Source organism: Tenacibaculum sp. SSH1-16 (assembly GCF_040104435.1).
Lineage (GTDB): Bacteria > Bacteroidota > Bacteroidia > Flavobacteriales > Flavobacteriaceae > Polaribacter > Polaribacter mesophilus.
Genome location: NZ_JBECOV010000003.1, coordinates 84708 through 102071 on the forward strand (window position 1 = coordinate 84708; position 17364 = coordinate 102071).

Here is a 17364-nt window from a genome sequence, read left to right on the forward strand (position 1 = left end):
GTAGATTTACAAAGTACAGAAATCATGAAAATGTCAAGTCTTAACTTCAATTCCATAACAGAATTCCACGACCATTTTAGTTTAAAAATGCCTGAAAATCCTTTATTTAGTATTATCCATACTGAATTAGAAGAAGATGAATATGAGAGTTGTGAAGCTTATGCTTTTGACGAACCTGTAGAAATAAATTGCCAGTTTTATGGTATCAGCCTAAAGAACATTATTTCAGGGGAACTCTCTTATGGACGTACTAAATATGATTGTACTAAAGGAACAATGTTGTTTACAGCGCCAAACCAAACTTTAATATTTAAAGATTTGGTGTTTAGTTCAGAGAGTTATCATATAGCATTTCATAAAAATTATATACAAAGCCTTGATATTTATGAAAAAATCAAGACCTATAATTTCTTTAATTACAATGTAAACGAAGCACTTCATCTATCACCTAAAGAAGAAGAGATAGTAAAAAATATTTTCAAGAGTATTAAAGCCGAATATTATAATAATCATGATGAGTTTAGCAAAGAAATCATTATTTCTCAATTAGAAACTTTATTAAAGTATGCTGATAGGTTTTACAAAAGACAGTTTTTAAATAGAACTGATGATAACAAGATTTTAATTACCAAATTTAAAGATATATTAAACACCTATTTTGAACAAAACTTATTTGCTGAAGAGGGAATCCCTACTTTAGATTGGATGGCTACACAATTAAATGTAAGTCATCGTTATATGAGTGACACTATAAAAGCTGAGACAGGAAAGACAGCTGTAGACCAAATCAATTTATTTTTAGTTGATGAAGCTAAAAGTTTATTGTTGAATCCAAATTTTTCAATATCTGAAACGGCATATAAACTGGGGTTTGAATATCCTCAATATTTCACTAGAGTTTTTAAAAAAAAGGTAGGAATGAGCCCAAAAGAATACATAAAAAAGTATTCTTCTTTGAATTAGATTTTAATTATTGGAAAGGCTTATGCAGATAAAATTGTACAACCAAGTTTAGTAATATATAGTACAAATGCATCTACTACCCCTTGCTCTACCCAATTTATAGCAAAATTTACCAATAATAACATAACATTAGCATTTGATGAATTTAGTCATGTAGATTTTTATTATAAGTCTGAAGTTGTATAAGCATCTTTCGATGTTATGGCTTAGTTTTTTTTATAAACAAGGATAAATATAATTCACCCTTGTTTACTCTTTATTTTTTTATTTAATTATTAATAATATCTATAATATTTTTTTAACAAAAAAAGTAGGGTTATTTTAATTATAACTGTTTCATAAATTGTAAGATGTATATAGTATATGACGCTGTTCTGAATAAAAAGCCCCTTCACTTTATTACATTTTTTTGTTTCACTACATTTTATTCTTGGCAGCGTCTTTTTTATTAGACATATATAGTTTATAGTATTGTTTGTTTAAGGCTGTTAAAAAAGCAGCCTTTTTTTAACTTTTACCCATACTTCTAACTAAAATAAAGGCAGTATTTTTGCCTAATGCAAAAAAATAATCAATCGAAATTAGAATTCATTGCTTTAATGGCTTCTCTAATGTCATTAGTAGCTTTATCAATAGATGCATTACTCCCAGCTTTAGAACAAATAGGTATTAGTATTAGAGTTCAACAAGGATCGCACGATAGTCAATTATTAGTAACAATGATTTTTTTAGGACTAGGCTTTGGGCAATTAATTTCTGGGCCAATTTCTGATAGTTTAGGAAGAAAGCCTGTTATTTATGGTGGTTTTATACTTTTTGTTATTGCAAGCTTTATTTGTGTTAGTGCTACAAACATAGAAATGATGGTTTTAGGAAGAGTCTTACAAGGAATAGGACTCTCTGCTCCTAGAACAATTAGTATTGCCATGGTTAGAGATAGTTTTAGTGGAAACTACATGGCTAAAATTATGTCGTTTATTGTGGTGATTTTTATTTTAGTTCCTGTTGTAGCTCCTGCTATTGGTAAGTTAATGTTGGATGCTTACGGATGGAAATCTATATTTTATAGTCAACTAATATTTGGTGTTTTAGTAATGTTTTGGTTATGGAAGCGCCAACCAGAAACTCTTCAAGAAGAAAACAGAATTAAGTTTGCATTTCGTTTATTTTTAGATGGGTCAAAAGAATTTATAAAATATAAACAAGCTGTAATTTTTACACTTATATCTGGTTTTATTACAGGGTCATTTATGGTATATTTAAGTGCTTCACAACAAATTTTTCAAGAGCAATATTTATTGGTAGACGAATTTCCGTACATCTTTGCCGGTTTAGCCATTTCTGTTGGTTTTGCTACTTTTTTAAATGGTTCATTTGTTATGAAGTTTGGAATGCATAAACTCGTTTCATTCTTTTTAATTATGTTTTCAATTGTTCCCATTATTTATATAACATTATTTTATCAAAAGGAAAATCCAAGTATTGTAGTATTATTAATCTTCTTTGCACTACAGTTTTTCTCTATCGGATTTTTATTTGGAAATCTTCGAGCATTAGCAATGCAGCCTGTTGGACATATTGCTGGAATTGGAGCTGCAATTAACGGATTTGTATCTACCATTATGGCAGTACCAATTGCTACATTTATAGGAAAATATGTTGAAACCACTACTCTCCCACTTTTTATAGGTTTTTTTATATGTGGTGCGTTATCTTTACTCCTTTTAAACTTCACCAAATTAAAACCAGTAAACGAATAGTATAATGAAGCTAGATGTTATTTATGAAGATGAATATGTGTTGTGCGTATCAAAACCTAATAATGTTGTTGTACATCATGCGCATCATTCTAGAAATGTTGCTGATGAAAATTCTTTGTTACAAATAATTCTACAGCAATTCAATCAAAAAATGTATCCAATTCATCGTCTTGATAGAAAAACGTCTGGAATTATATTACTTTCTAAGGAAACAAAGTTTGTAGCTAAGTTTCAAGAACTGTTTACTAATAATGAAATACAAAAAACGTATTATGGAGTTGTTAGAGGTCATGCTCCTGAAACTAAAATTATAGATTCTCCAGTAAAAGGAAGAGATGCCAACGTACATAAAGATGCAGAAACACATTTAAGTACTATAAAAACGGTTACAGTAAATATTCCTGTAAAACCTTATGACACATCTAGGTATAGTTTGGTAAAGTTAGCCCCTAAAACAGGTAGATTACACCAGTTACGAATCCATATGAACAAAATTAGTCATCCTTTAATTGGAGATCCTAAATACGGTGATAAAAATCACAATACAATGTTTATTGATAATTTTGATTGTGAAAACCTTTTTTTACACGCTTATTCTTTAGAGTTCATTCATCCATATTCGAATAAAAAATTATTAATTAAAGCTGATTTCCCTAAAGATTGGTATGTAGTTTATGAAAAGTTTAATTGGAGTTTATAATAATAGTCTCCTTATACTCTACTCTTTTTTATAAATTAAATACTGTTTTTATTTGAATAGAAATAGCTAATTTATTGAAAACAATAAAAAAGGGTAGCATAATTATGCTACCCTTTTAACTTTTTTAAAAATAGTTTTTTAAATATCTTTAAAAATTGCGTGCATTAAACGCTTTTTATCATTGATGCTTTCTTCAAGAGCAATCATTGTTTCTGTTCTATTAACGCCATGAATATCATCTATTCTGTAAATAATGTCTTTTGCATCGTTAGTGTTTTTAGCACGTACTTTACAGAAAATATTATATTTTCCTGCAGTTACGTAGGCTACAGTTACATTAGGAATCAATCTTAAATTGTCTAAAACATGTTGTGTCATAGATGTCTTCTCTAAAAAAATTCCAACGTGAGCAATAAATGAATACCCCATTTTTTCATAATTCAAGGTTAAAGTAGATCCTTGAATAATTCCTTCGTCTTCCATTTTTTTTACGCGTACATGTATAGTACCTGCAGATACTAACAGTTTTTTTGCAATGTCTGTAAATGGTGTACGAGCATTTTCAATTAAAATGTCTAAAATTTGATGATCGATTTCATCTAGTATGAACTTCTTCATTTTTTTGTTTTCTTCAAGTAATATTGCTAAAATATGGTTTTTTTCTAAAAAAAATAAGTTTTATTTAAAGAAAGTAGAATTTTTAACTGTTTTTTATGAATTCTTTGTGAGCTAAACACATAGATAAGTTACCTTCTTTTTCCTTTGTTAAAACGAGTGCAAATTTATCATTTTCTATAGTTTCTACATACTGATATGCAACATCTTTTTCATTATTTTTTGATCGATAAATCACATCGTAGAAGTTCTTGATATTGTTAGGGATAGCTAAATATTTTTTAAACTCTTTAAAATTATTTGTTAAAGAAATATGATAAATCCCCTGTAAAAGCGCATAAAAATTGAATTTTCTAACCTCTTCCCTTTCGTAATCACCTGCAAAATGTCCTGCTTCAATTAGTATTGTATTATGTCCTAACTTTTGAAAATTGTCTCCTGTTGCTGTAGGGTAAAATTCATCCGTATAACGACCAACATGATTGGGTATGATTTCTTGTAACAAATCATTCATAGCAACAATTACATTCATTGTTTCTTTTCTCCCTTCTGTAATTGTTCTTTTTTCTTCTTCTGAAGGGGCCAAAAACGATATTGTTGCTGGGTTTTTAGTTCCTTCAACACCAAAAATAGTTCTTTGATCATGTAAATTGAAGCAAAATTGAGGATTTACTTCTTCTAAAATACTACGTAAAAGTTTACTTTCTTTGGCCTCTAATTCTACAGCATCTCTGTTTAAGTCTACATTGTTAGCATTAACACGTGTATATGCTTGTGCTCCATCTGGATTTAGCATAGGAACAATGGTAATACTACAATTATCTATAATAGATTTTGTTATTTGGTGAGTAGGAAAGCGTTGTAAGAAGTTTAAAAAATCGAATACAGCTTTGGTTCCTGTACTTTCATTTCCATGCATTTGACTCCAAATAAGAATTCTTTTTTTACCTTTTCCCAATTTTAATTTATAAATGGCCCTTCCTTCTTCAGACTCTCCAATAATTTTTGTTTGAATTTCTGAGTTTTGTAAGCCTAAATATAAAGGCTCTATATCTGTTAGTGTTATCCACCTTCCAGATATAGAGTCTTCTTTAATTTTTGAATAATTATCTTCTAAAAAAGAGCTTTTTAAGTGTGTCATATCATAATTATAACGAAAACCAATCAGTTACCAGTTGTTTTTCAATTGGTTCAATGGTTTTATGTACATAATCATTTTTAGCAATGTCGTACTCATAGTCTTTAGACCATTCTTCAATATTTTCGGCTAACGTTTGTAACGATTCACAAATAAATTGTACTTCTTCATTTGTAATTGTTGGATGTACTGATAAACGTACCCAACCTGGTTTTTCTGTATTACAACCTTCTAATATTTGACCTTTTATTTCATTTGATCTTATTTGGTCTACATTTAATAAGAAATGTCCATAAGTTCCTGCACACGAACATCCACCTCTAGTTTGAATTCCAAATCGGTCGTTTAGTAATTTTACAACAAGGTTAAAGTGATATTTTTCAAAGTAGAAAGAAAAAATACTCAAACGATCTTTATGATCTGGAGCTAATATTTTAACTCCTTCCAAATTTTCTAAACAGTTAAAGATAATTGGGTTGATTTCATCTTCACGTTCCTTTATTTTATCAGTACCCATTTGATCTTTTACTTGAATACATAAAGCTATTTTTATAGTTTGTAAAAAAGCTGGTGTCCCTCCATCTTCACGCGTTTCTACATCATCAAAATAATCATGTTGCCCCCAAGGATTTGTATAACTAACCGTTCCTCCTCCAGGATTATCAGGAACCATGTTTTTATACAGTTTTTTATTAAAAATCAACACCCCAGAACTTCCTGGACCTCCTAAAAACTTATGTGGAGAAAAGAAAATAGCATCTAAATATTCATCTTCTTTTTCTGGATGCATATTTATATCTACATAAGGTGCAGAACAGGCAAAATCGACAAAGCATAAACCACCGTAACGATGAATTAAAGAGGCTACTTTATGGTAGTCTGTTTTTATTCCTGTTACATTTGATCCTGCTACTATAGAGGCTATTTTAATAGGTCTATCTAAGTATTTTTTTATAGTTTCTTCAAACTTATCTAAACACACTAAACCTTCATCATTACAAGGAACAACCTCTACATCTGCTATAGTTTCAATCCAAGATGTTTGGTTCGAGTGATGCTCCATATGACTTACAAAGACAATAGGTCTTTTTTCATCTGGAACCTGTGTGTTTTCTTTTAAATTTTCATTTATTTTTAGTCCTAAAATACGTTGAAATTTATTCACTACTCCCGTCATACCAGAACCTTCCGTAATTAAAACATCATTGGAAGAAGCGTTTACGTGGCGTTTAATAATATTTCGTGCTTCGTGATAGGCTAAAGTCATAGCAGCTCCTGATGTAGAAGTTTCTGTATGAGTATTGGCTACAAAAGGTCCAAATTTATTTAAAAGTTGTTCTTCTATAGGTCGATATAATCTTCCACTTGCAGTCCAATCTGTATAAATCATTTTCTTTTCACCGTAAGGTGTTTGAAAAGTCTGATCTATACCTACAATATTTTTTCTAAACTTATCAAAATACTGTTCTAAATCCATAGTTGAAATCTCTAGTTGTTTGTTAGGTAGCGTAAAATTAGCAGTATATTATTTGTTTGCCTAAAATAGTTATAATATTAACGTATTTATAATACTTTGTTATTAAAGTCTAAATTTACCTCCTATTAAAATGGTATTTTCAAAAAAGTAAAAACTTTGTGATGCTGTATCTATAGGGCTTTTAGTTGTTCTAACATCTGGCATATAAATATAACCTCCTTTTAAATCCGCTTGTACAAAAAAGTGTTTTAAGAATGTTATATTTAAACCACCTCCAATAGAAGCTCCGTATCCTGATAAATGAAAATCATCGTGACGCTCCATGCCTAAAAGGGTTGTGTTGGTTCTTGGGTATAAAATACCAAGCCCCACTCCTTCTGTTAAATTAATTTGTAAGTTTTCTAAGTTTAAACCAAACCAGTGACTCACATCATCAAAACGTTTTACTTCTACATTTACATAATTTAAACCGTCAGTGTGTTCAAAACGTAAAAAATCTGCTGCTAAATTGATAGTTTCGTTATTATATGTTCCATCATACTTCGCGTTTCCTATATTAATATTTCCATTAATTTTTACATCTTGATCAGCTATCATTACATATTTCATATGATCTACTCCAATAGAAATAGTATAGTTTTCTTTAAAGAAATATCCTATTCTATAATTTGTTTGAGGGATAGTTACTCTCCCTGGATTAAAATAATCATTAAATGAAAACTTAGTCTGTCTATCTTGAGCTTTTACATTTTGTAATGTAAAATCGTAATTAGCTCCTTTAAAACGAATATCTGAATTAGAATAACTAGCCCAGTTCCATCCCCAATAAACGAAGAATTTTCCTTTGTTAGTTACTTTTTTCTTTTGAATGATTTCTTCGTTTTTCTTCTGCGCTATTATTGATGCTGAAACCATCAGCATTAATAAACTTACTATTTTTAATTTCAAAGAACTATTGTATTATTTGTTGTATTTCAGTTATAAATCTTTTAGCTAAAGCATCTGCATTGTCTTGGCTAGTACTTTCTGTATAAATTCTGATGATTGGCTCAGTATTCGATTTACGTAGATGTACCCACTCGTTAGCAAAATCAATTTTTACACCATCAATAGTGTTTACATCTTCATTTTTGTAATTGTTAGCCATGGCTTCTAAAATCTTATCAACATCAATTTGTGGTGTTAACTGGATTTTATTTTTGCTCATAAAGTAGCTAGGGTATGAATCTCTTAAGGCTTTACAAGATGTCTTTTTATGTGCTAAATGTGACAAAAATAAAGCGACTCCTACTAATGAATCTCTTCCATAATGAGATTCTGGATAGATAATTCCTCCGTTACCTTCTCCTCCAATTACAGTATTGGTATCCTTCATCATTTGTACTACGTTCACCTCTCCTACTGCGCTTGCTGTGTATGTTCCTCCATGTTTTTCAGTAACATCTCGTAAAGCTCTTGAGGATGATAGGTTAGAAACAGTGTTACCACCTCCTAATTGACCTAAAACATAATCGGCACAAGCTACTAAAGTGTATTCTTCTCCAAACATAGAACCATCTTCAGAAATTAGCGCTAAACGGTCTACATCAGGATCTACTACAATACCTAAATCTGCTTTTTCCTTCACTACTAATTCAGAAATATCCGTTAAGTGTTCTTTCAAAGGTTCTGGATTGTGTGGAAAATGTCCGTTGGGTTCACAATATAATTCTACACATTTTACTCCTAATTCTTTTAGTAAAGCAGGAATAGCGATACCTCCAGTAGAGTTTACACCATCAACAACAACTTTAAATTTCGCTTTTTTGATGGCTTTCTTATCTACTAAATCTAGTTTTAAAACTTCTTTGATATGCTTCTTTATGTAGTTCTTCTTTTTTCTATACGCTCCTAAATCGTCAACTTCAGCAAACTCAATTGTGGCATCATTTTCAGCAATCTTTAAAATGTCTGCTCCATCTTCACCATTTAAAAACTCTCCTTTGTCATTCAATAATTTTAAAGCATTCCACTGTTTTGGATTGTGTGAAGCAGTTAAAATAATACCTCCATCCGCTTTTTCTATAGGGACAGCAACTTCAACCGTTGGTGTTGTAGATAAACCTAAATCGATTACATTAATACCTAAACCTACTAAGGTATTTGCGACTAAGTTACTTATCATTTTACCCGAAATACGGGCATCTCTACCTATTACAATGGTAATTTTTTCTTTTTCGGAGTTTTTCTTTTTTATAAACGTACCATAAGCTGCTGCAAATTTTACAGCATCTATAGGTGTTAAATTGTCACCTGTATTTCCGCCTATGGTACCTCTAATACCTGATATCGATTTAATAAGTGTCATATTAATTTTTAATTGGTGAGCAAATATAAAGCTATTTAAGAAAGTATCCTTTAAAAAGGGAGAGCTTTAACTGTAACATTTGTTACATATGACTAGTCCTAAAAAACCATTAATAATACAACAGTTTTTTAGGACGTCATAAAGTAAACTCTTTAAGATTATTATAACCCCAAAACAGATGAAATTATCAAATCATCAGGGCGTATAAAACTATTTGTAATCTCAACTTCACATTCTCCATAAACTAGTCCATCATTACTAGTTAACCCGATAATATTGTAACGTCTATACCCTGATTTTCTAGGATCTAAAGGTTCTTCTAATCTATGATTTGTGTTTGTTACCCAACCAATATCTGCTTTTTTTAAGTAAATATATTGTGGTATTTTTTGCCCCAGCGTGTTATTCCTTATTTCTAGTTTCGTTTCTATTTTCACTAAATCACTACATGTTAAAGAAGGTTCTGGTCCTTCAGGTTCTATTATCTCTCCATCATAAGGAGTGTCTTTATATGGACCGTCTCCTGTTTTACCATATTTAATTGATGTACAACCCTGAGCCTCTAACTCACCTATTAATTGTCCTATTATACAGTCTATAGGATCTTCATTACTCAAAGGAATTGGAAAAGATGAATCTTCTTCTTTTACTTTTTTACATTTAGTTATGTCTATATAACAAGTTTTTTTAGTTGTAACACCTTTCATATTATTTCTGTCTTTATTTAGGTATTCTTTACTCGTAATGTTTTCTGGTAAATAAGCTATTGTTTCTCCATTTACAATACTAACAATCTCTGTATATTTACCATCATTGATTTTAACAAACCTAATTAAAAACCCTATTTTTGATTCAAAACTTTCAAAATTTAATAAAAAGCTTCTAGATTTAGAATCGTGAGTGAGGTTTAAATCTTCTAAAACTTCCACTCCATGTATCAAGTTGTCTTTAACTTTTTCAGAAGAAGAAATAAAAGTAAATGATTCTCCAAAACGACTTCTATTCTTTAAGTTAATTCCTATTTTATCTTCATATGCTTTTTGCAAGTCAGAATTTGATTCTGGACTAGGTATTGTATTTGTATCGCCTTTAAATTCTATAATCTCCTCACTTTTTTGACAAGATTGGACAATAATAAATAATACTATAAAAATTAATTTAAAAGTAATTAGTGGTAATCCTTTTTTTTTCATTTTGTTGATTTTTAACGTTATTGTTTTTTCTAAAAATAATTAAAAAAGAATGTGTGCAATTTTATAAACATTCTTTTTCTTTTTTAGGAGAGAATGAAGTAATTTACTTCATTTATTGCATTTTTTCCTTGTCATGGATAATAATAATAATAATAATAACTTCCAAAATTTTTAACAAAAAAACCGTTAAACTTTACAGCTTAACGGTTTATAAATTTCAAGAAATTGTTCGGATTATTTTCCTTCCATTTTCTTCTTTAATTCAGCTAATCCACCGATATCTCCTAAAGTAGTTTTTTCTACTTCTTGAGCTTTAGCAGCAGCAGCTTTAATGTTCTTTTGTTCTTCTTCTCTAAAGATAGAAGTATGAGAAACAACAATTCTACGGTATTCTTTACTAAACTCAGTTACTTGGAACTTAGTTTCATCACCTTTAGCTAATTTACCTCCGTCTTCTTTTTCTAAGAAACGAGTTGGAGCGAAAGCTTCAACACCATCAGCAAATACTACAGTTGCACCTTTATCATTTTTCTCTTTGATAGTACCTTCGTGGATAGATCCGATTGTATAAGTAGATTCATGAGCATCCCAAGGGTTATCTTGAGTTTGCTTGTGACCTAAGTTTAATTTACGGTTCTCTACGTCTAATTCTAATACTTGAACTTCTAATTGATCACCTACAGTTACGAAATCTGATGGGTGCTTAATTTTCTTAGTCCAAGATAAATCAGAGATATATACTAATCCATCAATACCTTCTTCTAACTCTACGAATACACCAAAGTTAGTGTAGTTACGTACAGTACCAGTGTGTTTAGAACCTACTGGATATTTAGTAGTAATATCTGTCCATGGATCTGGGTGTAATTGCTTCATACCTAAAGACATTTTACGCTCTTCGCGGTCTAATGTTAAGATTTGAGCTTCTACTTCATCACCAACTTTTACGAAATCTTGTGCAGAACGTAAGTGAGTTGACCATGACATTTCAGATACGTGGATTAATCCTTCTACTCCTTCTTCAACCTCTACAAATGCACCATAATCAGCTAAAACAACTACTTTACCTTTTACTTTATCACCAACTTTTAAGTCAGCATTTAAAGCTTCCCATGGGTGAGCAGATAATTGTTTTAATCCTAATTGAATTCTTGACTTGTTATCATCAAAGTCTAAGATTACAACGTTTAATTTTTGATCTAACTCAACAACTTCGTTCGGGTGGTTGATACGAGACCAAGATAAATCAGTAATATGAATTAATCCGTCAACACCTCCTAAGTCAACAAATACACCATAAGAAGTAATGTTTTTAACAACACCTTCTAGTACTTGTCCTTTTTCTAATTGACCGATAATTTCACGTTTTTGATCTTCTAAATCAGCTTCAATTAATGCTTTATGAGATACTACTACGTTTTTAAATTCGTGGTTGATTTTCACAACTTTGAATTCCATAGTTTTTTCTACATATTGATCGTAGTCACGGATAGGCTTCACATCTATTTGAGAACCTGGTAAGAATGCTTCAATACCAAATACATCAACGATCATACCTCCACGAGTTCTACACTTAACAAAACCGTTAACGATTTCACCAGTTTCGTGTGCATTGTTAACACGATCCCAAGCTTTGATTACACGTGCTTTTTTGTGAGATAATACTAATTGACCTGAAGAGTCTTCTCTTTTGTCAACTAATACTTCTACTTTGTCTCCAACAGCTAAATTTGGGTTGTAACGGAATTCGTTTAACGAAATTACACCTTCAGATTTAGAGTTAATGTCGATAATAGCATCACGATCAGTAATACGTACTACTTCACCTTCGATAACATCGCGCTCGTTTACGAACCCTACAGTACCTTCTAAGGCTTTTTCAAATTCTTTTAATTTAGACTCATCAACTTCATCAATACCTTCTTCGTATTTGTGCCAGTTAAAGGTTGCTAAAAATTCTGCTGGATTTACAGCTTCTGCTGTGTTTTTTGTTTCTTCAGACATGTCTGAAATAAATATTTGTATCTTTTTGTTAACCAGATTTTTAACGATACTAACGCCAAGAGAAATTAAACTTAATAAATGTTATTTTCTATCCTTTTTAAATCTGTACTCGTAAAAAGGCCTGCAAATTTACGAATAATTATTGAAGTAACCTAAAATGTTTTGAGCTTAAGTAAGTTAAGATATATTATAGCTTTATTAATTCATCTATAATAAACCTATATGTTAATAGAATAGTTATATTTTGTTTGGTCAGCCCATTCAAGTTTGGAGATAATTCAGCAATATCTTGTAAATATTCAAAGCTAGTTTTGTTTGGAGTATCATAAATAGTTCCCCAGTCTAACCCTAAAAGCACGTCGTGTCTTTTGAATTTAAATTTAGTTCCAATTACAAAGTGTATCTGATTTCCATCTAAAATAGTGTTTCTCAATTTTGTTAATGAAACCTTTTTGTTTTCGTAGGCTAAATTATTTGTTCTAAAACCTCCTGATAATTCTAATTTTGGACTTATTTGATGTGAATACCCTACTCCAAAGTTAATAACTGATTTATTACCATTGACCCAGGAAAAAGCAGAGTTTCCGGATTTTATATTTGCGACTTTATAATCAGATATTCCAGTGTGATAACTGGTACTTAACCATAATTTACTATTTTTATTTACTAGAAAACTATATCCGATAGAAAACTCCCAAGGAGTTCGTATCTCTGGAGATATATCATTATCTACAATTTGCCTGCCTAAACTATGGTCACTATCTATTCTGGTTAATTCTCCTGTATAATATCCATCTTTTAAAATTCTCAAATACTTTGGAGTAGTTATTGTAAAACCAAAGTCGTGTTTATTAGTATCGTATAAAAAACCTATTTTAGTTATAAAACCTGTGTTATCATAACTGCTAGTTTGTTCAGAGTTAAAGTAGCTATTAGAAGTGTTATTAGCTGTATTTAGTTCTTCTAAAAATACTTTATTTCTATATTCAAAGTTAGAAATACTTAGAAACTGACTAATACCTAGGTAAATATTTGATGTTAATTTAAAACTTGTTCCAACTCCAAACCAATCATCTTCGCCTTTATATTCATATTCAAAGTACTGTGTATTTAAAAGGTTACTGTTTATGGTTTCTCTTTTTGCATTAAAAAAATCTGTTAACTCGCTTTTACTTATTTTAATAAATGCTAATTCAATATTTTTTAAATTAAATTTAAAAGATATAAGAGAAGGTTTTAGCCCATAATTAGTATTTATTTCGCTGCTTTCCCTTGCTCCCCAAAAGCTATTAAAACCAAAGCTACGAATTACAGGCTGAAATAGAGATATACTTACTTGAGAAGGAACTTTGTGTATTCCTGCAGGGTTATAAAAAGTCATACTTTCATCATCTGCTCCAGCAGTTATAGCACCTCCTAACATAGATCCTCGTATACCAAACTGTTCAGTATTATACAAAAAGTTTTGAGCTTTTATGCTCTTAATGGGTAAAACCATTAAAAAGAGGATGATAATATTTTTTCTCATTAACTTCATTTTTTTTCAAAGCCTCTATTAGTGTTTAATCTACTAATTTAATCTCCACCTTAAACAGATTATCAAAAACTTCAAAAATACTTTCAGCTTCTTTTTTACGTACTGAAATGGTATACTCGCAGTCTAATTCTAATTTTTGATTAATAATATCTAGGTTTCGTTCTTTGATAATACGTTGTACTTTATTCATCATATCGTACCCGAACTTTAACTTATAATGAATATCTATGGTTTTCTCAATAATTTCAGAGGCTTCTAAAGCTAATTGCGCTGAAGCTCGATAGGCGTTAATTAATCCTCCTACTCCAAGTTTGGTTCCTCCAAAATAACGTACAGAAACAATTAAAATATTGGTTACATCAAAAGATTGTATTTGTCCATAAATTGGTTGCCCTGCTGAATTACTCGGCTCCCCATCATCATTAGCACGAAAACGAATCTTTTCTGTTCCCAATTGCCACGCATAACAATGATGACGTGCAGTATGATGTTGTTTACGGAGTTCTTCTAAACGTTCTTTAATATCTTCCTCAGTAAAAACAGGAAAAGCATACCCAAAAAACTTACTGTTTCGGTCTTTAAATAAGGTTTCCTCAGAGGGGTTGGTAATTGTTTTGTAAGTGTCTTTTATTTCTTCATTCATTATGCCGAAACTACTAATAAAATACTAATTATGGCAAGCCCAATACCAAGCCAATTTTTTTTGACCAATTTTTCTTTAAAAAATGTAAGAGCAAACACGGTGGTTAATATAACTATAGACACATTATTTATGGTAAAAACTGTAGAACTTTCAAGCCCCTTTGTTTGTAATGCTTTTAATAAAAATTCCATAGAATAATAGTTGGGGACTCCTAAAGCAATCCCTCCAAGGAACGTTTTCCATTCAAATACTCCTTTTTTATTTAGTAACTGAGCTGTTAAAATAAAAAAACCAAAAAATAAAGCGCATCCAAAAATAGTTGATAAAAACATTGGTAATGCTTCTTTAGGTACGTAAGTAGTTTCCGTATATTTTAATAATGTATCAATACTCCCTGACCCTAAAAAAAGTAATAAAGGAAATAACAAGTTTTTAAATTTTACTGAAGAAGTATCACTTTTTGCCGAAGATAAATATACTGCTATCAATGCCAAAACTATCCCTATAGCTTTAACTAATCCGATACTCTCATTGTATAAAAAGATTCCAATTATTACAGGGATTACTACCGACATTTTACCTGCAACTGAAGCTACTGAGAGTCCATTTTTCTGTGCCGTAACTCCCATTACATTAAATACAGCTATAAATAAAAAACCTAAAATAAAAGCACCAAAAAACCAGGGTTGATTTGGTATATCCATAATAGGTATGGAAACTTTTGTATGTATAAAACCAAAAGATAGTGCTACAGCATAATTTAAAACAATAGCTTGTAATGTATTTATTTTATAAACATCAAAGAGTTTAAAAATTACAAATAATAAACTAGAGATAAGAATGCTAAAAATTAAGTATATCACGCTATAAATTCTTTTCTTTTTAATAAATCAACCACATCTTCTGTTTTTGGACAATTATTCCACACTTGAATTCCTAATTGTTGTGCAGTGTCAGTGTTCTCTTTGGTATCGTCTATAAAAAAGGTTTCAGAAGCTTGTAGACTATTCTGTTGTAACACAAACTCAAAAATATCAGCATTTGGTTTTCTGAAATTAACTTCGTGTGATAAGTAAAACTGTTCAAAACAACTTTTAAATTCGTTATACAACTCTTCGCCCCAATCTTTTTGAATCCAAGAAATATGTAAATCGTTAGTGTTGCTTAGTAAAAACAATCGATACTGGTTACTAGCTGCTAATTCTTTTAAAAAACTCAATCGATGCTTAGGGAAATCTAATAAAATAGCATTCCATGAGCGGATTAAGTTTTCTTTTGAAATATTGAATTTATCATGAAAAAAGGACACAAATTCATCAGTGGATATCAATCCCATTTCATACTGATAATATTGTTGCATCATTTCTTCAGAAATTTCAGTAACTCCTAATTTTGCTAATTCTTTATATGTTGCTTCTTTGTCTAAATTGATGAATACATCACCAAAATCAAAAATGATATTTTTAATCATTCCTATATATTCTTAAAGTATCGTTATCTATTTTTTCTTCAGAAGATAGCTTAGCGTTAAAAATTGGATGCTTTACTCCTTCTCCAAAAACTACATCTCCAATAAAAACTCTAGCTTCATCCCATAAATTTGCATCGATAAATGTTTGTAATGTTTTAGCACCACCTTCAATTATCACTGACTGTATTTGGTGTTTATACAATACTTCACAAATTTGTTCCGCCACTTGAAAAGAAAAATCGATTTGTTCGTAAATGACATGTTGATTTTCCTCTTTCTTTTCTTCTGTTACAATTATTGTTTTTACATTTCCATCAAAAACAGTTACTTCTGACGGAATTCGTAAGTTTTTATCAATAACAATTCTTATAGGGTTATTTCCTTTCCAATTACGAACTGTCAGTGACGGATTGTCTGCAATTACCGTATTCGTTCCAACTAAAATAGCATGCTCTTCACTACGCCATTTATGGACTAACTGTTGAGAATATTGGTTAGAAATCCATACTGGTTTTTGCTCATCTTTGGTCAAAGGAGCTATGAATCCGTCTTTCGTTTCAGCCCATTTTAAAATAATGTAAGGACGTTTTTTATTTTGAACGGTAAAAAAACGTCTGTGATGCTCTATGCAATCTTTCTGACAAACACCTACAATTACATTTCTACCAGCTTTTTTAAGTCGCTCTATACCTTTACCCGCTACTAAACTATTTGTATCTACACACCCTATAACAATGTCAGGTATTCCTTTCTCTATTATTAAATCTGCACAAGGAGGTGTTTTTCCATGATGAGAACATGGTTCTAACGTAACATAAATGGTGGCTTCTTTGAGTAGCTCTTGATTTTGAACAGCATTTATAGCATTAACTTCTGCATGAGGACCTCCATAAGGAGATGTAAACCCTTCTCCTATTATTTTGTTATTATGAACGATTACAGCTCCAACAGATGGATTTGGTCTTGTAGTTCCTATTCCTTTTTTAGCTAATTCTAGGCAGCGTACTATGTAAAATTCATGATTCATAATGCTAGAATTTAATTTTTACATTTTCTACTCTATCAATAGGATATACATGTGAAAAACCTAAAACCTTATATTTTAAATCTCCTTTAAAATGAATTTTCAAACGCTGATTTATTAAAGAGTTTAAAACACCTCCTAAAATTCCGTTTTTATTATTTTCAAATACTCTTTTTGAAGGAATTACCACTTTTAGTGGAATATGAAATTCTTTACGAGCTGGAACTTTAAACTCTTCAGAAGAAACCTGTGCTACTTCTACTTCATCAATTAATACTTTAATTTCATCAGTAGCTATTTTACCACCTATATCGTTAGGGTTTTCAAAATAAGCATTGGCACCAACTCTAATCGTGTCTGTAGAAACGGATAAAAGTTTTATATCATCAACTTTTAAAAAAATCGGTTTTTGTTTTACTGAACAACTAATAATTAGCAATAAAAAAGGTAAAAAATAAATGAATTTCTTCATGAAAACTCGTGTTTTTTTGG

16 protein-coding genes are annotated in these 17364 nt (G+C 30.4%); 3 read left to right on the plus strand and 13 right to left on the minus strand.

The window, feature by feature from the left end:
* Positions 1 to 30: 30 nt before the first annotated feature.
* From ABMY20_RS05315 to ABMY20_RS05325, 3 genes are all read left to right on the plus strand, one after another.
* Entirely contained in the window at positions 31 to 963 is a 933-nt protein-coding gene (locus ABMY20_RS05315) for a helix-turn-helix domain-containing protein (protein ID WP_239179672.1), read from the plus strand.
* 557 nt (positions 964 to 1520) lie between these two features.
* Entirely contained in the window at positions 1521 to 2723 is a 1203-nt protein-coding gene (locus tag ABMY20_RS05320) for a multidrug effflux MFS transporter (RefSeq protein ID WP_167713837.1), read from the plus strand.
* A 4-nt stretch (positions 2724 to 2727) separates the two neighbouring features.
* Positions 2728 to 3423, plus strand: a complete 696-nt coding sequence (locus tag ABMY20_RS05325; protein WP_349264798.1) for a pseudouridine synthase — start codon at positions 2728 to 2730, stop codon at positions 3421 to 3423.
* 138 nt (positions 3424 to 3561) lie between these two features.
* Here the strand turns inward: ABMY20_RS05325 and ABMY20_RS05330 are convergent, their stop codons facing one another.
* From ABMY20_RS05330 to ABMY20_RS05390, 13 genes are all read right to left on the minus strand, one after another.
* Complete coding sequence (locus tag ABMY20_RS05330; protein ID WP_047788824.1) at positions 3562 to 4041, minus strand: winged helix-turn-helix transcriptional regulator; 480 nt, start codon at positions 4039 to 4041, stop codon at positions 3562 to 3564.
* Positions 4042 to 4123: 82 nt separating this feature from the next.
* Positions 4124 to 5179: a M14 family zinc carboxypeptidase gene (locus ABMY20_RS05335; RefSeq protein ID WP_159615530.1), complete on the minus strand. Its 1056-nt coding sequence runs from the start codon at positions 5177 to 5179 to the stop codon at positions 4124 to 4126.
* A 7-nt stretch (positions 5180 to 5186) separates the two neighbouring features.
* The gene (locus ABMY20_RS05340) at positions 5187 to 6653 is read right to left on the minus strand and encodes an aminotransferase class V-fold PLP-dependent enzyme (protein ID WP_167713839.1); all 1467 of its coding nucleotides are present in this window, start codon (positions 6651 to 6653) and stop codon (positions 5187 to 5189) included.
* Positions 6654 to 6755: 102 nt separating this feature from the next.
* Entirely contained in the window at positions 6756 to 7568 is an 813-nt protein-coding gene (locus tag ABMY20_RS05345) for a hypothetical protein (protein WP_047788827.1), read from the minus strand.
* Between the two features lie 37 nt (positions 7569 to 7605).
* Positions 7606 to 9000: a phosphoglucosamine mutase gene (gene glmM, locus ABMY20_RS05350; RefSeq protein WP_349264799.1), complete on the minus strand. Its 1395-nt coding sequence runs from the start codon at positions 8998 to 9000 to the stop codon at positions 7606 to 7608.
* A 161-nt stretch (positions 9001 to 9161) separates the two neighbouring features.
* Positions 9162 to 10193: a hypothetical protein gene (locus ABMY20_RS05355; RefSeq protein WP_349264800.1), complete on the minus strand. Its 1032-nt coding sequence runs from the start codon at positions 10191 to 10193 to the stop codon at positions 9162 to 9164.
* Between the two features lie 234 nt (positions 10194 to 10427).
* Complete coding sequence (rpsA, locus tag ABMY20_RS05360; RefSeq protein ID WP_047788829.1) at positions 10428 to 12197, minus strand: 30S ribosomal protein S1; 1770 nt, start codon at positions 12195 to 12197, stop codon at positions 10428 to 10430.
* Between the two features lie 187 nt (positions 12198 to 12384).
* The gene (locus tag ABMY20_RS05365) at positions 12385 to 13725 is read right to left on the minus strand and encodes a hypothetical protein (protein WP_167713841.1); all 1341 of its coding nucleotides are present in this window, start codon (positions 13723 to 13725) and stop codon (positions 12385 to 12387) included.
* A 34-nt stretch (positions 13726 to 13759) separates the two neighbouring features.
* A complete protein-coding gene (locus ABMY20_RS05370) occupies positions 13760 to 14377 on the minus strand; it encodes a YigZ family protein (RefSeq protein ID WP_349264801.1) in 618 nt (205 codons plus the stop codon).
* Complete coding sequence (locus ABMY20_RS05375) at positions 14377 to 15240, minus strand: EamA family transporter (RefSeq protein ID WP_073184053.1); 864 nt, start codon at positions 15238 to 15240, stop codon at positions 14377 to 14379. The genes ABMY20_RS05370 and ABMY20_RS05375 overlap by 1 nt, the downstream gene beginning before the upstream one ends.
* Complete coding sequence (locus ABMY20_RS05380; RefSeq protein ID WP_159491122.1) at positions 15237 to 15848, minus strand: HAD-IA family hydrolase; 612 nt, start codon at positions 15846 to 15848, stop codon at positions 15237 to 15239. The genes ABMY20_RS05375 and ABMY20_RS05380 overlap by 4 nt, the downstream gene beginning before the upstream one ends.
* A complete protein-coding gene (gene ribD / locus ABMY20_RS05385; protein WP_167714288.1) occupies positions 15841 to 16878 on the minus strand; it encodes a bifunctional diaminohydroxyphosphoribosylaminopyrimidine deaminase/5-amino-6-(5-phosphoribosylamino)uracil reductase RibD in 1038 nt (345 codons plus the stop codon). The genes ABMY20_RS05380 and ribD overlap by 8 nt, the downstream gene beginning before the upstream one ends.
* Before the next feature lies 1 nt (position 16879).
* Positions 16880 to 17344, minus strand: coding sequence for an LEA type 2 family protein (locus ABMY20_RS05390; RefSeq protein WP_349264802.1), 465 nt, complete (start codon positions 17342 to 17344; stop codon positions 16880 to 16882).
* Positions 17345 to 17364: the final 20 nt, after the last annotated feature.

Bases quoted from the DNA above. Each gene is read 5' to 3' on its own strand.
- ABMY20_RS05315 (WP_239179672.1), top strand. From the start codon at position 31: ATGTCAAGTCTTAACTTCAATTCCATAACAGAATTCCACGACCATTTT.
- ABMY20_RS05320 (WP_167713837.1), top strand. From the start codon at position 1,521: ATGCAAAAAAATAATCAATCGAAATTAGAATTCATTGCTTTAATGGCT.
- ABMY20_RS05325 (WP_349264798.1), top strand. From the start codon at position 2,728: ATGAAGCTAGATGTTATTTATGAAGATGAATATGTGTTGTGCGTATCA.
- ABMY20_RS05330 (WP_047788824.1), bottom strand. From the start codon at position 4,041: ATGAAGAAGTTCATACTAGATGAAATCGATCATCAAATTTTAGACATT.
- ABMY20_RS05335 (WP_159615530.1), bottom strand. From the start codon at position 5,179: ATGACACACTTAAAAAGCTCTTTTTTAGAAGATAATTATTCAAAAATT.
- ABMY20_RS05340 (WP_167713839.1), bottom strand. From the start codon at position 6,653: ATGGATTTAGAACAGTATTTTGATAAGTTTAGAAAAAATATTGTAGGT.
- ABMY20_RS05345 (WP_047788827.1), bottom strand. From the start codon at position 7,568: ATGGTTTCAGCATCAATAATAGCGCAGAAGAAAAACGAAGAAATCATT.
- glmM (WP_349264799.1), bottom strand. From the start codon at position 9,000: ATGACACTTATTAAATCGATATCAGGTATTAGAGGTACCATAGGCGGA.
- ABMY20_RS05355 (WP_349264800.1), bottom strand. From the start codon at position 10,193: ATGAAAAAAAAAGGATTACCACTAATTACTTTTAAATTAATTTTTATA.
- rpsA (WP_047788829.1), bottom strand. From the start codon at position 12,197: ATGTCTGAAGAAACAAAAAACACAGCAGAAGCTGTAAATCCAGCAGAA.
- ABMY20_RS05365 (WP_167713841.1), bottom strand. From the start codon at position 13,725: ATGAGAAAAAATATTATCATCCTCTTTTTAATGGTTTTACCCATTAAG.
- ABMY20_RS05370 (WP_349264801.1), bottom strand. From the start codon at position 14,377: ATGAATGAAGAAATAAAAGACACTTACAAAACAATTACCAACCCCTCT.
- ABMY20_RS05380 (WP_159491122.1), bottom strand. From the start codon at position 15,848: ATGATTAAAAATATCATTTTTGATTTTGGTGATGTATTCATCAATTTA.
- ABMY20_RS05390 (WP_349264802.1), bottom strand. From the start codon at position 17,344: ATGAAGAAATTCATTTATTTTTTACCTTTTTTATTGCTAATTATTAGT.